Below are 16,502 nucleotides of genomic sequence, written 5' to 3'. Positions count from 1 at the left end.
ACCAGATGCTCAAGGACCAGATTTTCGCGATGGTCGCGGCGCTGCTTGCCGGAGAGCCTGACGCTACAGCCTTTCCGCAGCTCGCGGCGGCGGGTGCCGACCCGCGCTACGAGGTCTCCTCCGCCCCCTGCCCCCGCCCGGTCGCCCCGTTCGAGATCGAGGGCCGCACGATCACATGCGGCACCGTTGCGGTGCCGCTGGATCACGACGCGCCCGGCGGGCAGAAGATCGAACTGCTGTTCGCGATCTACAAGTCGCGCTCGCTGGCGCCTTAACCGGACCCGGTGGTGCATCTGCACGGCGGCCCCGGTGGCGGGATCATGCAGCAGGTCGCACTGACCACCGTCTTCTTCGAGAAGCTGCGGGCGCGGCGCGACATCATCGCCTTCGACCAGCGCGGCGTGGACGCCTCGGGCGGGCTGACACGCTGCTTCGAAACCCTGGCCGAGAATGTCGAGCCCATCGCCCGGCAGATCGGCGGCGAGATGCTGCCCGGTCTCGAGGACGAACTCGTCGCGGCCTGCCTCGCCGAATTGAAGGACGGCGGCGTCGACATCCGCCACATCAACACGGCGCAGAACGCGCGCGACGTGCGCGCGTTGGTCACTGCGCTGGGTTATGACGACTACAATATCTACGGCATTTCCTACGGCACCAAGCTGGGGCTGGAGGTGATGCGCAGCGCGCCGGAGGGGCTTCGGGCAGTCGTGCTGGACTCCGTCGCCCCGCCGACCGCCGCGCTCTATGACGAGTTGATGCTGCCCTACTGGGAATCGGTCGAGCGAACGTTCGACACCTGCGCGGCGCAGCCGAAGTGCGCAGAGGCCTATCCCGGCGGCGCGGATGCCTACTGGTCCCTGGTCGCGAAGCTACAGGACGAGCCCATCGACACGGCCGACGGCCCGCTGACCGGCGAGGCGTTGTTTTCTCTGGTGAGCAGCCGGAATTCCTGGAACCAGGGGCCGCGCGGGCTGACGGCGTATCTTCCGCTGTTGGTGCACGAGCTCTCGAACGGAGAGACGGCGACGGCCGACGCGATCGCCGCGGGGCAGCTGCCGCCCGTCGACACGATGGAGACGATCCTGGCCGGAGCACAGGGCCTGTCCGCCGCCGACATGCTGCTTGCGAGGACGGCCCTGACAACGGCCGAGCAGATCGAACAGATGCACGAAACGGTGCAGCGCACGCTGGGCGTTCTCGAGGGCGACCTCGCGGCCGCCCGCAGCCGGGGCCGCCTGGCGGAGGAGTTCGACGCCGAACTGCAGAGCGCGCTGGAGGCCCTGCCCGAGAAAGCGCAGCGGGTGGAATTCGCCCGTGACTACCTAGCGCTGCGCGGCAAGCCCCCCTCCTCCGGGGCCCTCATTGGCCTCGTCGCGACGCATTTCGACGCCGCCACACGCGACCGGCTGCTGTCGCTGGCCCAGTTGATGGAGATGGCGGACGTGGTCGACACATTCGACCGGATCGGAGGAGACAATGCCGGGATCGAGCAGGTGCTGATGAAGGATTTCGAGCTCTATCTCTATGCGTGCCAGGAGGACATGGACAACAATTCGGTCGAGGGGGTGGCGGCCGTGCATGACCGGCTCGACGTCGCCGAGGTGCTGGAAAACGAGTTCGCCGAAGGCCTCGCGGCCATGTATGCAACCTGCGCCCTGTTCGAGTCGCATCCCAGGCCGGGCTTCCACGAGCCGGTTGAAAGTCCGATCCCGACGCTCGTCTTCGGCGGAGAGCTGGACACCCAGACCGCCACCAGCTGGGCCGAACTGACCGCTGCGACGCTGGAAAATGGCCGCGCCATCATCATGCCCGAGACCGGGCACGGGGCGCTGGCGTTCTCGGACTGCGCGCTGGATCTGGGCGTGGCCTTCATCGACTACCCCGAAGCCCAGCTCGACACGTCTTGCGTGCAGGACCTGGTGCCCCGCTTCGTGCTCCCAGACGGCACGCTTTCGGGCGGCTGACGCCGTCGAGCGGCGCCTAACCCGGGTGCCTTGGACGCGACAGCGTCCGGCGTCCGGCGGGGGCTCGATGCCCCCGCCGGGCTTTCACCCGCCGCGCTTCCGAAGAACCCGTTTCAGAGGAGACATTCATGAACATCGCGAGCGCCCACAGCCAGTTTACTGGCGAGATCCCCGGCTCGGATGCCTATCCCACGCGGTTGAGAAACGCCGAGCGCGTCGGCAACCGGCAGGACCCGGTTCTGTGGTCGGACTGGAACGATAGCGCGCCGATCTCGCGCGACGAGGCGAGCCACTACGAGCAGAAGGGCTATCTTGTCCGCAAAGACCTGTTCTCGCCCGACGAGGTGCGCGGGTTGATCGAGGCCTCGGGCAACTTGCGGGCCAACGGCGCGCGGATCCGTGCCGAGGACCTGGTGGCCGAACCCGGCTCAGACGCGGTGCGTACCGTTTTCCGACTGGACGAGCACAGCGAGGTCTTCGCCCGCCTCGCCGCTGACAGCCGCCTTGCAGATGTGGCGCGCTTCCTGCTGGGCGACGAGGTCTACCTGCATCAGAGCCGGCTCAACTACAAGCCGGGCTTCACCGGCAAGGAATTCTACTGGCATTCGGATTTCGAGACCTGGCACGCCGAGGACGGCATGCCGCGGATGCGCGCGGTATCGGCCTCGGTGCTGCTGACCGACAATACCGCCCTGAACGGGCCACTGATGCTGATCCCCGGCTCCCACCGCCGCTTCGTGGCCTGCCGGGGCGAAACGCCCGAGGCGAACCACGAAACCAGCCTGAAGAAACAGGAGGTCGGTGTGCCCTCGCACGAAGTGCTCGAGCGGATGGCCGCCGAGGCCGGGCTCGATGCCGCCACCGGACCTGCGGGCACGGTGATCTTCTTCGAGTGCAACACGCTCCACGCCTCGAACGGCAACGTGACGCCGTTCCCGCGCTCGAACGCCTTCTTCGTCTACAACGCGATGTCGAACCAGCCGCAGGCACCCTTCGCCGCGCCTCGGCCGCGCCCGGCGTTCCTCGCGAACCGCGGCGCAGCGCAACCGATCCGCCCGGTTCGAGGCGATCTCTTCGCCTGACCCATTGAATCGGGCCCGGCACCAAGGCCGGGCCCGATTGCGGTCAATAGAGCTGGCCAACGCCCTGCCAGGGATGTGAAGGAAGCACTACCACCGTGGCCCCGTGCACCGCCCGCTCGGCCAGGTGGATCACGTCCTGATTCAACATCCGGATGCAGCCCGAAGACACCGGCTTGCCCAGTTCCCAGGGTTTCGCGCTGCCGTGCACCCGGTAGAGCGTGTCCTCACCGTTCTGGAACAGGTAGAGCGCCCGCGCGCCCATCGGGTTGTCCGGCCCCGGGTCCATCCCCCCCTTGCGCCAGGAATAGGGCGCAAGCTCTGGCTGCCGCTCGATCATGCTGTCGGGCACTTTCCACCGTGGCCAGTCGCGCATGTACTGCAGCCTCGCCGTGCCCTCCCAGGCGAACCCAGCGGCGCCGACGCTGACGCCGTAGCGCGTCGCCGTATCCGGTCCTTCTATGAAGTGCAGCAGCGCCGCGTCGGGATCAACGACGATGGTGCCCTCTTCGTACTCAGGCCAGGGGTTGGGAACCTGCTGGCGCCACAGGTGCTGCGCCAGCACCCCCTCGGGGACCGCGGGAATCGGATAGGGCTCGTCCGTGATAGCACCGTAGAAGGCGGGCAGCGGAACGTTGGTCGGCGCGGGCTGTGCAACGATTGTGCTTGCCGTCTGGGTCTGCGCGCGGGCTGCACCGGCCAACCCGGTGGCTCCGGCGGCAAGGCCCGCGGCAAGGAAATTGCGTCGGGTGAACATGTCACTCCTCCATTCTGGTCTGAACGAAATGCGGCGCAGCGCGCCGGAGTTCCGGTCAGATCAGTCGCGGAGGATCACGGGGCGGTGCGGGCGACAGGCTTCGCGCAGGGGCGAAGTCCTCAGGCAGCGGCAGACGGTCGCCTGCCTCTGTCGGAGCCGGAACCAGATCGGAGGCGAGGATCATGTCCTGCCCGCACGGCGCTCCGGGCAGCGTCGCGATGCGGCAACGATGCGCCTGGAGCGTAGCCGCCCCGGTCCGCGCCTGCGCCGAGACTGCCGCCTGCTGCAGGCCAGGTCGCGCATGCACATAGGCCCCCCACGGCAGCATGAGGAGCAGGAGCAGCGTCAGGAAGAGGGCACGGGTGATCCGCATGAGCGCAAGATGCCCTCTGCCCGCCCCGCTGTGAAGCGGGCAGCCTGCCGCCCTCACCCGCTTGTGAAGCGCTCAGAGTGCCGAAACGGCCTCGGCGAAGCGGGCGACCTCATCCTCGGTGTTGTAATAATGAACCGAGGCGCGCATGAGCGCATCTACCCCGCGCGCGTGCAGATCGAACTGCGCCATGGGCGCAGTCGAGACCGAGGTCGCGAAACCCTGCGCGCGCAGCGCAACATGCATGTCGGCAGGCGCACGGCCGTCCTTCACGAAGGTCACGATACCTGCCTTGCGGGTGCCGCGATCGGTCACTGTCACGCCCGGCAGGTGGGCCAGCGTAGCGCGCAGGTCTTCCGCCAGCGCCACCACACGTGTCTCAATCGCCTCGATACCGACGGCGCGGGCATAGGCGACGGCGCGCGCCAGCCCGATCTGCCCGGCGATATTGCGCTCGAATGTCTCGAAGCGGCGGGCACCGGGGGCGTAGTCGAAGCTCTCCGGCCCGGTCCAGGTGGCGGCCGTCAGGTCGATGAAGGCCGGCACGACGCGCTCCAACGCGCCGGAACGGACATAGAGGAACCCGGTACCGCGCGGCCCCCGCAGGTATTTCCGCCCGGTCCCCGACAGCACGTCACAGCCGATGGCGTGCACGTCCAGCGCCACCTGCCCCGCCGACTGGCAGGCATCGAGGAAATAGAGCAGTCCATGCTCGCGGGCAAAGGCCCCGGCGGCCTCGGCCGGGTTCACCAGCCCGCCCTGCGTCGGCACATGGGTCAGCGCCAGCACCTTGGTACGCGTTGTGACCATCCGCGCCGCCGCATCGAGGTCGATCTGCCCGTCCGCGTCCGAAGGGGCCAGGTCGATCTCGATCCCCGAGCGCTGCCGCAGTTGCAACATCGCCAGCGCATTCGAGGCGTACTCCGCCTCATGGGTCAGCACCCGGTCGCCCGGGCCGAGGCCCAGCCCGTAGAAGGCCATGTTCCAGGCTCGGGTTGCGTTCTCGGTGAAGGCGATCTCGCCGGGATCGGCGTTCAGCAGCGCGGCAATCTCATCATAGAACGCCTCGATGCGCGGGGCCGCCCGGCGCGCCGCTTCGTAGCCGCCGTGGCGTGCCTCGAGGTCCAGGTGATCGCGGACCGCCTGCAGGACCGGAACGGGCATCAGCGCCGCGCCAGCGTTGTTGAAGTGCACGCCGTCGGCGCAGCCCGGTGTCTCGGCACGCAGCGCATCAATATCCATCTTGCCGTTCTCCTAGCCCCGGGCGCAGCGAATGCGCAACGGCTCGCGAGGTCAAGCGCGTACGCAGGCTTCACAGCGGCGCGCGCTGCGCTAGGGTTGCCCCAACCCCAGACGGAGACCCCGATGCGCCTCAGCCTGCCCCGCCCGCTGCTCGCCGCCCTGATCCTGGCCGCTTGCTCGCCGCTGCCCGACACGGTCGGGGATACCGCTCCCAGCCGGACGACGTGGCGGTTGGCACAGGTGAATGGCGCCGAGGCGACCTATCCGGCGACGTTGCGGCTCTTGGACGACGGGCGGGTGATCGGCGCCGCACCCTGCGGCAGGTTCACCGCACAGCAAGGCGCGCCCCTGCCCTTCGTCGATTTCAGCGCCTTCACCTCCGAGGTCGGCAGCTGCGACCGACTGACCGAGCAGCAGGCTTTCTTCACGACGCTTCAGGCGATGGATTTCGCCGAGGTCGGCGGCACCAGCCTGCGGCTGACCAACGGGCGCGGACAGAGCATGGACTTCGCCGCCGCCGAGGGTCCGAACACCTAAGCGGGGTCACAGCCGGGCGAAGGCGCGTTCCAGCCGCTCACGGGCCGGCGGCACGCCGGGCCGATTCAGCGCCGGGCTCAGGTGATGGGTCAGGAAATGGCCGGTCAGGCGCAGCCCGTCGCGCAGGTCCTGCGCGGTGATCGGCGCCTCGCCCGCGTCGAGGCGCAGGAACGGCGGCAGCGGCAGCAGACGGTCGGCCCATTCGGCCCCGGCGTCGCGTCCAACAGCCCGCCCGGTGCGCGGCGAGACCCAGGCCAGGTCCTCGGCGCCCCCGGTAAGCGCACAGCCGCTCAGATCGAGGCCGAAGCCGAGCGTCGCGAGCAACTCCAGTTCCCAGCCAACGTAATGCGCGGGCCAGGCCTCACCGGCCTCCATCATATCCAGAAGCGAAATGGTACGCCGGTAGAGCGCCGGGTAGGCCTGCCGCTCGGCCAAGGCGAAGCTGACCAACGCCGTGACCGCGCCCAGCCCCGCCAGTGCAGTCCGGTCCGTAAGCACGCCCGCGCGCGCACGGATCGGCTCTACGGTGAAGCTGCCCAGATGCTCGGCCAGACGGCCACGCCATGCCAGATCCAGTTGCGCACCTGGCTGTAGAACCGGCCCCATGCGCCGCCCGCCACCGCCGCGAACAAGCCCGGCATGCCTGCCATGGTCCTCGGTGAAAACCTCGATGATTGCGCTGCTCTCACCGTGTCGGCGCACCGCCAGCAGTACGCCCTCGGCCCGCCAGTCCACCGCCTAGACCCGCGCGAGGCCCGCCCCAATGGGCGCGCCCCTGCCTTCCACTTTCCCGAAAATATCCCCGCCGGAGGCCCCCGCCCGCCAAAAGGCGCGGCGGCAGGCCCGCAAGCGTCGCGACAGGATCACTCGGCCGGGGTCTCGCCGGTCATCCCGGCGATCTGGTCCTTCACGACCACCGAATACTCGGCATAGAGCGCCTCGACCTGAACCCGGGCGTCCTCGACGGCGCCATCATACTGGGCGAGGTAAGGTTCCGCGGGCGGATAGGCTTCGGAGATTTCGCCGCGGAACTGATGGACGCCCACGGCAATGGCGACGAGCACGAGCGCGGTGATGAAACCGGCGCGGATCCCGCCGCGGCGACGTGGTTGAGCCTCGGCCTCATAGGACTGGATGGCGCGCGCCAGCGGGTCCCGGCGACCACCAGCCTGTGAGTACCGCTCTCTATCCTGTTCGTGCTTCTCGAGGTCCCACTTGCGGGCCTTCTTTTCCTCTTCGGTAGCATCGGCAACCTCGACCCCGACGGCCTCGGCCGCCTTGCGAAGGTCGCGGCGGCCGGATTTCGCCGGACCGCTGTCCTTCTCGAAGTCGCCCCCTTCGGCGGCGATCTGCTCGCGCAGCGAGGCCAGGATGTCCTCTTCCTCTTCAGGGTGCGCCGAGGGTTCCGGCGTCTCGTCGTCGTGGTCGGTGAGGCCCGAAGCGCGCCGTTGGGTCAGTTCCTGGTCCACGGCCCGGGCCAACTCGTCCCGCTCTTCCTGCGGCAGACGCTCGGAGGGACGCGGCGGCGCCGGGACGGCGGCCATCTGGTCGAGGCGCAGAGGCGGCTCTTCGGCCTCGGGGTACTGGACCCAAACCTCTTCGCAGTTCGAGCATTGCACTTCGCGCCCTTCTTCGGGAAACAGCGAGGCATCGACCTCGTACTGGGAAGAGCAGTTGGGACAGACCAGACGCATGTTCGCCCTCTCGTTGAAACAGGCGGTGCGCGATATCCCGCCGGGGCCGATCATTAACGGATTGGCGGAACGTTGCAAGAATGGCTTGGGTGGTTGCGGCTGACCTGTGGCTCTGCGATGTTCGCCGCGCCGCGCGCATCCAGGCGCGGAACAAGGCAGGTCTGACAAGTGATTGCGTTTGACAAGGCAAGCTTCGGCTATGACGACCATCCGGTACTGGAAGGGGTCTCGCTGACGCTTGATGCTGGTGGTTTCTACTTTCTCACCGGGCCATCGGGCTCGGGCAAGACGACGTTCCTGAACCTGTGCTCACTGGGGCTGCTGCCGCAGGAAGGCCGGGTGTCCTTCTTCGGTGAGGATGCCGCCACGCTGGACCGCGACGCAATCGCATTGATGCGCCGCCGAATGGGAATGGTTCACCAGGACTGCCAGTTCATCGATCACCTCAGCGTGCGCCGGAACATCGCCCTGCCCCTCGAAATCGCCGGGCGCCGGACGCCCGCCGCCGACCGCGACATCGAGGACCTGATGGGCTGGGTCGCATTGAAACATCGCGCAGGCGCCTATCCGCCGGAGCTTTCGGGCGGCGAGCGGCAGCGCGCGGCACTGGCCCGCGCGGTGATGCTGTCCCCCGACCTGCTGATCGCCGACGAGCCGACCGGCAACGTGGACCGCGAGATGGGTGTGAAGATCCTGAACCTGCTGATCGAGTTGAACCGGCTGGGCCGCACGGTGCTGGTCGCAACGCACGACCTCGACTTGATCCGTACCGCGAAACGCGAGGTCAGCGCTCGCGTCCTGCGCCTGGCTGAGGGCAACATCCGTCTGGCAGGGAGCGAACTGTGAGCGCGGTCCGATTGATCCGGGAACGCGTTTTCGGCGCTCTGTCGCTGATGCAGGGTGATCCGTCTGCCGACAGCACCGTGCCACCGAGCGGTGCGACCGGGCATCTGACCACACTCGCCGCCGCCGCGATGGCGCTGCTGGCGTTGATCGCGATCGCCGCGGCACAGACCGCGGGCCGCGTCTCGGACGACTGGGCGGGCGCGCTGGAGGGCGCCGCCACGCTGGAGATCCCTGCTCCCGCAGCCGAGGCCGACGCCACCGCCGAGCGCGCGCAGATGATCCTGTCGGAGACGCCAGGCATCGCCTCGGCCCGGCGCATCGGTACGGGCGAGGCCCGGCGGTTGCTGGAGCCGTGGATGGGCGACACCTCGATGCTCGAGGATGGGGACCTTCCGCTGATGTTGGCCGTCGAGGAAGCCCCGGAACTGGACCGCGACGCGCTGGCGCTGCGGCTGCAGGGCGAGTTCCCCCAGGCCGTCTATCACCGGCACGAACAATGGAGCGGCACGGTCACCGAAGCGGCGGGCCGTCTGCGCCTGCTGGCGCTTGGCGCACTGCTGCTGACCGCCGCGGTCACCGGCGCGGTCGTTTCGCTGGCCGCGCGGGCGTCGCTGGCGATGAATCGGCAGGTGATCTCGACGCTGCGGCTGCTGGGGGCGCAGGACAGCTATATCGCGCGCGCCTTCGTGCGCAGGGTCACGTTGCGGGCGCTGCTGGGCGCGGTCATAGGCGCGGTGATCGGCCTGTTGCTGCTGCTGGTCATGCCGGCGGGCGGCGCGTTGCCGGCGGTCGCGCCGCAGAGTTTCACCGGATGGCTGGCGTTGCTGGCGATCCCCCCGGGCTTCGGCCTGATCGCCTTCGGCGCAACCCGCGCCGCGGCCTTCCGCGAATTGAGGCGTGTGCGCTGATGCTGCTGATCCGCTCGATGCTGTTCGACGCGATTTTCTACTCGCTGATGCTTGTAATGGGGATCCTCTGCGCGCCCCTGGCGATCTGGTCGCGCGGCGGCGCGCAGTGGAGCGTCCGCACCTATTGCAAGATCACCCTCTGGCTGCTCGAGAAGATCTGCGGCCTGCGGTGCGAGGTACGCGGCCAGATCCCCGAGGGCGACGTAATCGTCGCCTCGAAACACCAGTCGTTCCTGGACATCCTGATCCACGTCCGCACGCTGAAGGCGCCCAGTTTCATCATGAAGCAGGAGCTCAAATGGGCCCCGATCCTGGGGCTCTACGCGATGCGGATCGGCTCCACCCCGGTCGCGCGCGGGCGCAAGGGCAAGGCGGTCAGCGAGATGGTGCGGTCGGCGAGCAAGAAGAACACGGCACCAGGGCAGCTGATCATCTATCCCCAAGGCACCCGGGTCGCACCGGATGCGGTGATGCCCTACAAGGTCGGTGCGGGCGTGCTCTACCAGCGCTTCGGCAAGCCCTGCGTGCCGGCGGCGACAAACGCGGGCGTCTTCTGGGGTAGGAAGTCCTGGCTGCGCAAACCCGGGCTGGCGGTAGTCGAGTATCTCCCCGAAATCCCGCCGGGCAAGGAGCTGAACAGCTTCATCCAGCAGCTCGAGACGGAGATCGAACCCGCCTCCAAGGCGCTCATGGCAGAGGCGGGTTTCCAGGCAGAGCGCCGGGCCAGTTAGGCCGGGTTACACGCTTTGGCAAGAATCAAGCGACCAGCGCCTTCGAGCCCATGTCAAGGTACTTGCGGCGGCGTGCCTCGGTCAGCTTCTTCTTCGAAACCTTCTCGACATCAGCCAGCATCTTGGTCAGCGCGTCGCGCACTGCCTCGACGGTCTTTGCACGGTCGCGCTGTGCCCCGCCCAGCGGCTCCTTGATGATGCGGTCGATTACGCCAAGCTGCTCAAGGTCCTGCGCGGTCAGGCGCAGCGCCTCGGCGGCCTCGCGCATCTTCTCGGCGTCCTTCCACAGGATCGAGGCGCAGCCTTCGGGCGAGATCACCGAGTAGACGGAATGCTCGAGCATCGCCAGCCGGTCGGCGGTGGCAAAGGCCACGGCGCCGCCCGAACCACCCTCGCCGGTGATGACCGAGATCAGTGGCACCGAAAGGTTGAGGCATTTTTCGGTGGAGCGGGCAATGGCCTCGGCCTGGCCACGCTCTTCCGCACCCTTGCCGGGGTAGGCGCCCGGCGTGTCGATCAGGGTGATGACCGGCAGTCCGAAGCGGTCAGCCAGGTCCATCAGGCGGATCGCCTTGCGATAGCCCTCGGGGCGGGCCATGCCGAAATTGCGGTCGAGCCGCGACTTGGTGTCCGAACCCTTCTCGAGCCCGATCACCATCACCGGCTTGTCGTCGAACCGAGCGAGGCCGCCCATGACCGCATGATCGTCCGCGAAATTCCGGTCTCCGGCCAGCGGCGTGTACTCGGTGAACAGCGCCTCGATATAGTCGAAGCAATGCGGCCGGTCGGCGTGGCGCGCGACCTGGCATTTCTGCCAAGGCGTCAGGTTCGAATAGAGCTCTTTCAGCAGCGCCGCGGCTTTCTTGTCCAGCGCCTTGGCCTCGGACTCGACGTCCATGCCATCATTGGTGCGACCCAGCGCACGAAGCTCTTCGGCCTTGCCCTCGATCTCGGCCAGACCCTTTTCGAATTCAAGGTATGCGTGCATGCGGTACGACGGTCCCGGTCTGTTTTCTTGGGGGCACATATGACCCGCGACAGCCCCGATTGCAACGGCGGCGCAACAATTCAGCGGCAGGTGTCAACGTCGGCGGGCGGTGTAGAGATTGATCCGCGCAGGCAGGCGCAAAACCCCGTCCGCGGTGACGAACTGCGCCAGTTCGGAGCGGAGCCGCTTCGACAACGCGGCGCGGGTCTGCTCGTCGGCTTCATGTTCGCGCTGCATGCGGCCGAGCGGACCGAGTTCATTGAACACAGGGAGCGTAGCCTCAATCCCACCCGGGTGGCAGAGGTGCAGGTCGACAGGGCGGCCGCGCACATCATCGAATCCGGCGTCACGCAGGATGCCCTCGACCCTTCCGACATCCGCGAAGGCCATCGGCCCCGGCGCGTGCGGATCGCTCGCTTCCTGCGGGCCGAAGTGCTCGATCCCCAGCCGCGTCGGCATGCCGAACATCGGGTTCGACGCCATGTCGGCCCAGCAGGCTAGGACCATGCGGCCTCCGGGTTTCAGCGTACCGCGCAGGGCGCGGTATCCCGCCACCGGGTCGGCGAAGAACATAGCGCCGAAGCGCGAAACCAGAACGTCATGCGCGGCATGGGGCAGTTCAGCGGTCGCCGCGTCGCCTTCGGTGAACGTGACGTTCGCGCCCCCCTCCTCGCGGCTGATATCGGCGGCGCGGGCGACCATCAGGGGCGAGATGTCCAGCCCAAGCACCGAACCTCCCGGCGCGACTAGCGCTGCGAAAGCGCGCGAGGTCGCCCCCGATCCGCTGCCCATGTCCAGCACATGCTCACCTGGTGCAGGCAACGCCGCATCCAACAGCAGCCCGTCGACGGTCGCAAACAACCGGTCGAAAACATGCGCGTTGCGCAACCAGGTCTCGCCCTGCTGGCCTGACCAGAACTCCTGCTGCTCGGAATTGTCCTGAATGCTCATCGCCATCCCCCAAGGCCGCCGAGCAAAGGTAGCGCGCCGCGCCCTGTCCGCACAGGGGCGAATTTGGCACCTGCCGTTTCCGCGGCATGCGGCATCGTTGCCCGAGCCAGCGGCGTTCGCCGTGCCGGATGCGGGCTACGGATCGCCGGATGTCAGGTTCAGCCGGCGATCATCTCGGCCTGCTCGACGATCACCCGAGCCTGACGGACCGAGGCGATATCCACCAGTCGGCCCTTGTAGACAGCGGCGCCCGCGCCTTCGGCCTCGGCCTTCTCCATCGCTGCGAGGATCTCGCGCGCTTCGGTCACTGCCTCGTCCGACGGGGTGAATACTGCATTGGCAGCCGCGACCTGGCTGGGGTGGATCGCCCATTTGCCAACCATGCCGAGAGTCGCGGCACGGCGGGCCTGAGCCTCGAACCCGGCGGAATCCGAGAAATCTCCGAACGGGCCGTCGACCGGCAGGACGCCGTGGGTGCGGCAGGCAGCGACGATGGCCGCTGTCACTCCGTGCCATGGGTCGGGCCAGTGCCGCGCGCCGTCCGGCGCGACCATATAGTAGTTTTCTTGCGTGCCGCCGATGCCGGTCGTCGCCATACCCATGGATGCCGCGAAATCGGCGGCGCCGAGGCTCATTGCCGCCAACCGGGGCGAGGAAGCGGCAATGTCCTCTACATGCGCGAATCCTGCGGCGGTCTCGATGATGACCTCGAAGCTGATCGGCTTGCTCCGCCCCATTGCGGTCTCGACGGCCGAAACCACCGCATCGACTGCATAGACGTCAGCCGCACAGCCGACTTTGGGGATCATGATCTGGTCCAGCCGATCGCCCGCCTGCTCCAGCAGATCGACCACGTCGCGGTACCAGAACGGAGTGTCGAGCCCGTTGATCCTGACCGACAGTGTCTTGCTACCCCATTCAATCTCTTTCGTCGCGGCGATGACGTTCGCCCGAGCCTGCTCCTTGTCGCCCGGCGCAACGCTGTCTTCGAGGTCGAGGTTGATGACGTCGGCAGCCGAAGCAGCCATCTTCGGAAAGATCGCGGGCCGCGAGCCAGGGCCGAACAGCTGGCAGCGGTTCGGACGGGCGGGCGGCGCGGGCTGAACGCGGAAGCTCATGGGCAAGATCCTTGCGCAATGAAATTTCAATGTGTCGCGCGAATGGATCACGATATTGCCGCGCCATGTCAAGCGCGGATCAGAGCGGATCGCCCCCCTGCGCCGCCACGACGCGGGCCCGGTGGAACACGTAGCCCGACGCGACAACACCCATCGCCAGCGATCCCAGCATCATCAGGAGCAGGGGCCAGGCTCCGGTATCTGGACCCAGCAACGCGCCGGTGATTGCCGAGAGCGCCGCGCCGCCGCCGATCATCAGCGCCCCGCCAAGCCCAGAGGCCGAGCCAGCCAGGTGCGGCCGGACGGAAACCACGCCCGCATTCGCGCTTGGCAAGGTGATCCCATTGCCGAGGCCCACCAGCAGGATTGGGCCGAACAGCGACAGCGGCGTCTGCCAGCCCGCCAGGAAGAAAAGCGAAGACAGCGCGATTCCGGACACGGCGACGATCGACCCGGCCATGACCATGCCGTTGAGGCCCACCCGCTCAGCGAAGCGGCCCGACAGGCCGTTGCCGATCATGTAACCCACCGCGATGAACCCGAAGTAGAGCCCGGTCTCGCCAGGCTCCATTCCCAGAACCTGGGTCGCCACCCAGGGGCCGCCACCAAGGAACGCGAAGAACCCGCCGGAGGCGAAGGCGCAGATCAGCGCATAGCCCCAGAACCGACGCGAGCGGACCAGTTCGGGATAGCTTCGGAACTGCGCCCCGAAACTGGACGAGGTCGCGCGGTTCGTCTCGCCCATATCGAAATAGACGATGACCGAGACGATGATGCCGAAGAGAAAAGTGCACAGGAAGGTCGATTTCCAACCGAATACCTCGCCCAGCACACCGCCGAGCACCGGACCGACCATCGGCACCAAAGACATGCCCATGGTGACATAGCCGATCATCGACGCCGCCTTGTCGGCGCTGACCATGTCGCGCACGATCGCCCGGCTGAGCACGATCCCCGTTGCCACCGTTGCCTGGATCATCCGGAAAACGAGGAAGGTCGTGATGTTGGTGGCCAGAAGGCAGCCGACGGTCGCCAGCATGAAGATCGCCAGCCCGCTCAGCATCACCGGCCGGCGACCGTAGCGGTCCGAGAGTGGGCCAATCACCAGTTGAAGCACCGCCGTAACGCCCAGGTAGGCCGAGACCGCAAGCTGCACCAGCGCGTAGTCGGCCTGGAAATACTCCGACATCGCCGGAAGCGTCGGCAGGAAGATGTTCATGTTGAGCGCGCCCAGCCCCGCGATCAGGACCAGCGTGACGACGCGCGGTGCGGTCGTCCGGTCCAGCCAGACCGACTTGCCCGCAACCGTACTCGGGCCGCCGGACTGGCGCGCGGCCGCCGGAACCTGTGCAGGGTCGGGCGGGGAGTCGTGCATCATGGAGCGAACTTTCGAATTCCGCGTACGGCGGCACAAAATACAACCACCCGGTGAATCGGGCGTTCTTCACGCTGCCCTGAGGGCGCCGGGCATGCAAGCCCGGCGGTCACATTTGCCTACTGAAGATCGGCGAACGCATGTTCCAGCCGCTCCAACGCGTCGGCTACCAACGCTCGGCGAGTGGCGAGGTTGAACCGCAACCATGTCTCGCCCCCTGCGCCGAAGCTCGGGCCTTCGTTGACAGCAATCCGGGCATCCTCCTTCACCCGGCGAGTGAATTCCTCGCGGTCCATCCCGGTGCCCGAGAAGTCCACCCAGGCGAGGAAGGTCGAATCGAGCGGCATGCAGCGCACCCCTGGCAGCGCATTCACCCGCTCCTCGAACATACGCCGGTTTTCGTCGAGATAGGCGACCAGCGCGTCGGCCCATTCGGCGCCGTGGGCGAAGGCGGCGGTGGTCATCATCGCAGCGTTCCGGTTCAACCCAAGCCCGGCAGCAGAGAGCGCATGCGCAACCTTGCGGCGCAGCGTCTCGTTCTCGATCACCAGCTCGCCGATCAGCGCGCCGTTGATCCCGAAGACCTTGCCCGGCCCATAGAGGGTGATCAGCCGGTCCTCTATCCCCGGTACAGCAAGCGCCGTCATCCGATGCCGGTTGCCCGGGTAAACCAGATCCATGTGTACTTCGTCCGAGATCAGCAGCAGGTCATGCAGCGCGCAGAAATCGCCCAGCTCGCGCAGCTCTTCCTCGGACCAGACGCGGCCGCCCGGATTGTGCGGCGAGCAGAGGATGACCATCTTCTCGGATCCGTCGAGCTGCCCCGCCAGCGCCTCGAGATCCATGACGTAGCGGCCGTCCCGCTCGACCAACGGGCTTTCGACGACACGCCGATCGTTGGCTTTGATGATCCGGTGGAAGGCATGGTAGACGGGCGTGAACAGTACGACACCGTCGCCCTTCTCGGTCAGCGCCTGCAGGCACATCGCCACCGCCGAAACCAGCCCCGGCGCCGAGAGGATCCACTCGGGCTTCACCTGCCAGCCGTGCCGGGCCGCCAGCCATCCCTGGATCGCCGCCTTGTAGGCGCGGTCATCGCCGAAATAGCCATGCACCCCGTGATCCGCCAACGCGCGCAGTGTCGCGTTGACCGCCGCGGGGGCCTGGAAGTCCATGTCCGCGACCCACATCGCCAGCCCGTCATCGGGCGAAACGCCGGTCGCATCCAGCATATTGTCCCATTTCGAGCAGTTGGTCTGACGCCGGTCCACCGGCTTGTCGAAGTCGAATGTCATAGGTGGAAAGTCCGCTTGATGTTCGCTTTCAACCTAGCGTCTGCAGCGTCCCCCGCAACCCCGGCCGGCGAGCCAGGCGCTTGCAGCGGCGCGCGGGATCGCCTAAGTGCCTGCGCATGACGCTGAGGCCCATCCTGATCCATCCCGACCCGCGCCTGCGCAAGGTCGTCCCGCCCGTCGAGACGGTGGACGACGACGTGCGCAAGCTGGCCGAGGACATGCTAGAGACGATGTACGACGCGCCCGGCATCGGTCTGGCCGCGCCGCAGATCGGCGTGCTGCGCCGGATCTTCACCATGGATTGCGAGCGGGAAGAACCCGGCACCGCCCCCACGGTCTGCATCAACCCCGAGATCACCTGGGCCTCGGATGAGATCGTCACCTCGGAAGAGGGCTGCCTGTCGATCCCCGACTACTACGCCGACGTCGACCGGCACGAAAAGATCCGCCTGAGGTACCTGGACGAGAACGGCGCCCTGCAGGAGCGCGAGTTCGACGGCACCTGGGCGATCTGCGCGCAGCACGAGCTGGACCACCTCGATGGCAAGCTCTTCATCGACTACCTGAGCCCGGTGCGCCGGACGATGGTGACCCAGAAGATGAAGAAGCTGAAAAAGGAGCGCGCCCGCGGCTGAGCCGCGGCCGGG

The 16,502-nt window shown here is 67.4% G+C and carries 18 protein-coding genes; 8 read left to right on the top strand and 10 right to left on the bottom strand.

What is annotated here, in order from left to right:
- Nucleotides 1-5: 5 nt before the first annotated feature.
- From ACW9UR_RS01825 to thpD, 3 genes are all read left to right on the top strand, one after another.
- Complete coding sequence (locus ACW9UR_RS01825) at nucleotides 6-275, top strand: hypothetical protein (protein WP_458915190.1); 270 nt, start codon at nucleotides 6-8, stop codon at nucleotides 273-275.
- A 9-nt stretch (nucleotides 276-284) separates the two neighbouring features.
- Entirely contained in the window at nucleotides 285-1,964 is a 1,680-nt protein-coding gene (locus ACW9UR_RS01820) for an alpha/beta fold hydrolase (RefSeq protein ID WP_458915189.1), read from the top strand.
- 128 nt (nucleotides 1,965-2,092) lie between these two features.
- The gene (thpD, locus tag ACW9UR_RS01815) at nucleotides 2,093-3,046 is read left to right on the top strand and encodes an ectoine hydroxylase (protein WP_458915188.1); all 954 of its coding nucleotides are present in this window, start codon (nucleotides 2,093-2,095) and stop codon (nucleotides 3,044-3,046) included.
- A gap of 43 nt (nucleotides 3,047-3,089) precedes the next feature.
- Here the strand turns inward: thpD and ACW9UR_RS01810 are convergent, their stop codons facing one another.
- The 3 genes from ACW9UR_RS01810 to ACW9UR_RS01800 all read right to left on the bottom strand — a co-directional run bounded on the left by ACW9UR_RS01810 (nucleotide 3,090) and on the right by ACW9UR_RS01800 (nucleotide 5,412).
- Complete coding sequence (locus tag ACW9UR_RS01810; RefSeq protein WP_458915187.1) at nucleotides 3,090-3,800, bottom strand: L,D-transpeptidase; 711 nt, start codon at nucleotides 3,798-3,800, stop codon at nucleotides 3,090-3,092.
- A gap of 55 nt (nucleotides 3,801-3,855) precedes the next feature.
- The gene (locus tag ACW9UR_RS01805; protein ID WP_458915186.1) at nucleotides 3,856-4,173 is read right to left on the bottom strand and encodes a hypothetical protein; all 318 of its coding nucleotides are present in this window, start codon (nucleotides 4,171-4,173) and stop codon (nucleotides 3,856-3,858) included.
- Nucleotides 4,174-4,245: 72 nt separating this feature from the next.
- The gene (locus ACW9UR_RS01800) at nucleotides 4,246-5,412 is read right to left on the bottom strand and encodes an aminotransferase class V-fold PLP-dependent enzyme (RefSeq protein WP_458915185.1); all 1,167 of its coding nucleotides are present in this window, start codon (nucleotides 5,410-5,412) and stop codon (nucleotides 4,246-4,248) included.
- Between the two features lie 123 nt (nucleotides 5,413-5,535).
- Here ACW9UR_RS01800 and ACW9UR_RS01795 point away from each other — a divergent pair, with 123 nt between their 5' ends.
- Nucleotides 5,536-5,949, top strand: coding sequence for an META domain-containing protein (locus tag ACW9UR_RS01795; protein ID WP_458915184.1), 414 nt, complete (start codon nucleotides 5,536-5,538; stop codon nucleotides 5,947-5,949).
- A gap of 6 nt (nucleotides 5,950-5,955) precedes the next feature.
- Here ACW9UR_RS01795 and recO read toward each other — a convergent pair whose 3' ends face one another.
- On the bottom strand, nucleotides 5,956-6,684 hold the full coding sequence (recO, locus tag ACW9UR_RS01790; protein WP_458915183.1) for a DNA repair protein RecO: 729 nt from the start codon (nucleotides 6,682-6,684) through the stop codon (nucleotides 5,956-5,958).
- A 128-nt stretch (nucleotides 6,685-6,812) separates the two neighbouring features.
- Entirely contained in the window at nucleotides 6,813-7,643 is an 831-nt protein-coding gene (locus tag ACW9UR_RS01785) for a zinc-ribbon domain-containing protein (RefSeq protein WP_458915182.1), read from the bottom strand.
- Between the two features lie 168 nt (nucleotides 7,644-7,811).
- On the opposite strand from ACW9UR_RS01785, the gene ACW9UR_RS01780 reads away from it, so the two are divergent.
- Genes ACW9UR_RS01780 through ACW9UR_RS01770 form a run of 3 tightly spaced genes read left to right on the top strand, consistent with a single transcriptional unit; the run spans nucleotide 7,812 to nucleotide 10,128 of the window.
- A complete protein-coding gene (locus tag ACW9UR_RS01780; protein ID WP_458915181.1) occupies nucleotides 7,812-8,489 on the top strand; it encodes a cell division ATP-binding protein FtsE in 678 nt (225 codons plus the stop codon).
- Nucleotides 8,486-9,397: a cell division protein FtsX gene (locus ACW9UR_RS01775; protein ID WP_458915180.1), complete on the top strand. Its 912-nt coding sequence runs from the start codon at nucleotides 8,486-8,488 to the stop codon at nucleotides 9,395-9,397. The genes ACW9UR_RS01780 and ACW9UR_RS01775 overlap by 4 nt, the downstream gene beginning before the upstream one ends.
- Nucleotides 9,397-10,128, top strand: coding sequence for a lysophospholipid acyltransferase family protein (locus ACW9UR_RS01770; protein WP_458915179.1), 732 nt, complete (start codon nucleotides 9,397-9,399; stop codon nucleotides 10,126-10,128). The genes ACW9UR_RS01775 and ACW9UR_RS01770 overlap by 1 nt, the downstream gene beginning before the upstream one ends.
- Nucleotides 10,129-10,153: 25 nt before the next feature.
- Here ACW9UR_RS01770 and ACW9UR_RS01765 read toward each other — a convergent pair whose 3' ends face one another.
- The 5 genes from ACW9UR_RS01765 to ACW9UR_RS01745 all read right to left on the bottom strand — a co-directional run bounded on the left by ACW9UR_RS01765 (nucleotide 10,154) and on the right by ACW9UR_RS01745 (nucleotide 15,855).
- Nucleotides 10,154-11,116 (bottom strand): acetyl-CoA carboxylase carboxyltransferase subunit alpha, encoded by a 963-nt coding sequence (locus ACW9UR_RS01765; protein WP_458915178.1) that lies wholly within the window; start codon nucleotides 11,114-11,116, stop codon nucleotides 10,154-10,156.
- Nucleotides 11,117-11,209: 93 nt separating this feature from the next.
- Nucleotides 11,210-12,067, bottom strand: coding sequence for a class I SAM-dependent methyltransferase (locus tag ACW9UR_RS01760; protein ID WP_458915177.1), 858 nt, complete (start codon nucleotides 12,065-12,067; stop codon nucleotides 11,210-11,212).
- Between the two features lie 158 nt (nucleotides 12,068-12,225).
- Nucleotides 12,226-13,185, bottom strand: coding sequence for an L-malyl-CoA/beta-methylmalyl-CoA lyase (locus tag ACW9UR_RS01755; RefSeq protein ID WP_458915176.1), 960 nt, complete (start codon nucleotides 13,183-13,185; stop codon nucleotides 12,226-12,228).
- A gap of 79 nt (nucleotides 13,186-13,264) precedes the next feature.
- A complete protein-coding gene (locus ACW9UR_RS01750) occupies nucleotides 13,265-14,563 on the bottom strand; it encodes a multidrug effflux MFS transporter (RefSeq protein ID WP_458915175.1) in 1,299 nt (432 codons plus the stop codon).
- Between the two features lie 116 nt (nucleotides 14,564-14,679).
- Nucleotides 14,680-15,855: a MalY/PatB family protein gene (locus ACW9UR_RS01745; protein WP_458915174.1), complete on the bottom strand. Its 1,176-nt coding sequence runs from the start codon at nucleotides 15,853-15,855 to the stop codon at nucleotides 14,680-14,682.
- 116 nt (nucleotides 15,856-15,971) lie between these two features.
- On the opposite strand from ACW9UR_RS01745, the gene def reads away from it, so the two are divergent.
- The gene (gene def / locus ACW9UR_RS01740) at nucleotides 15,972-16,490 is read left to right on the top strand and encodes a peptide deformylase (protein WP_458915173.1); all 519 of its coding nucleotides are present in this window, start codon (nucleotides 15,972-15,974) and stop codon (nucleotides 16,488-16,490) included.
- Nucleotides 16,491-16,502: the final 12 nt, after the last annotated feature.

The organism is Halovulum sp. GXIMD14794, assembly GCF_054457455.1.
Note: the sequence above shows the minus strand (reverse complement) of the source record. Positions and strands in the feature narration are given on the sequence as shown.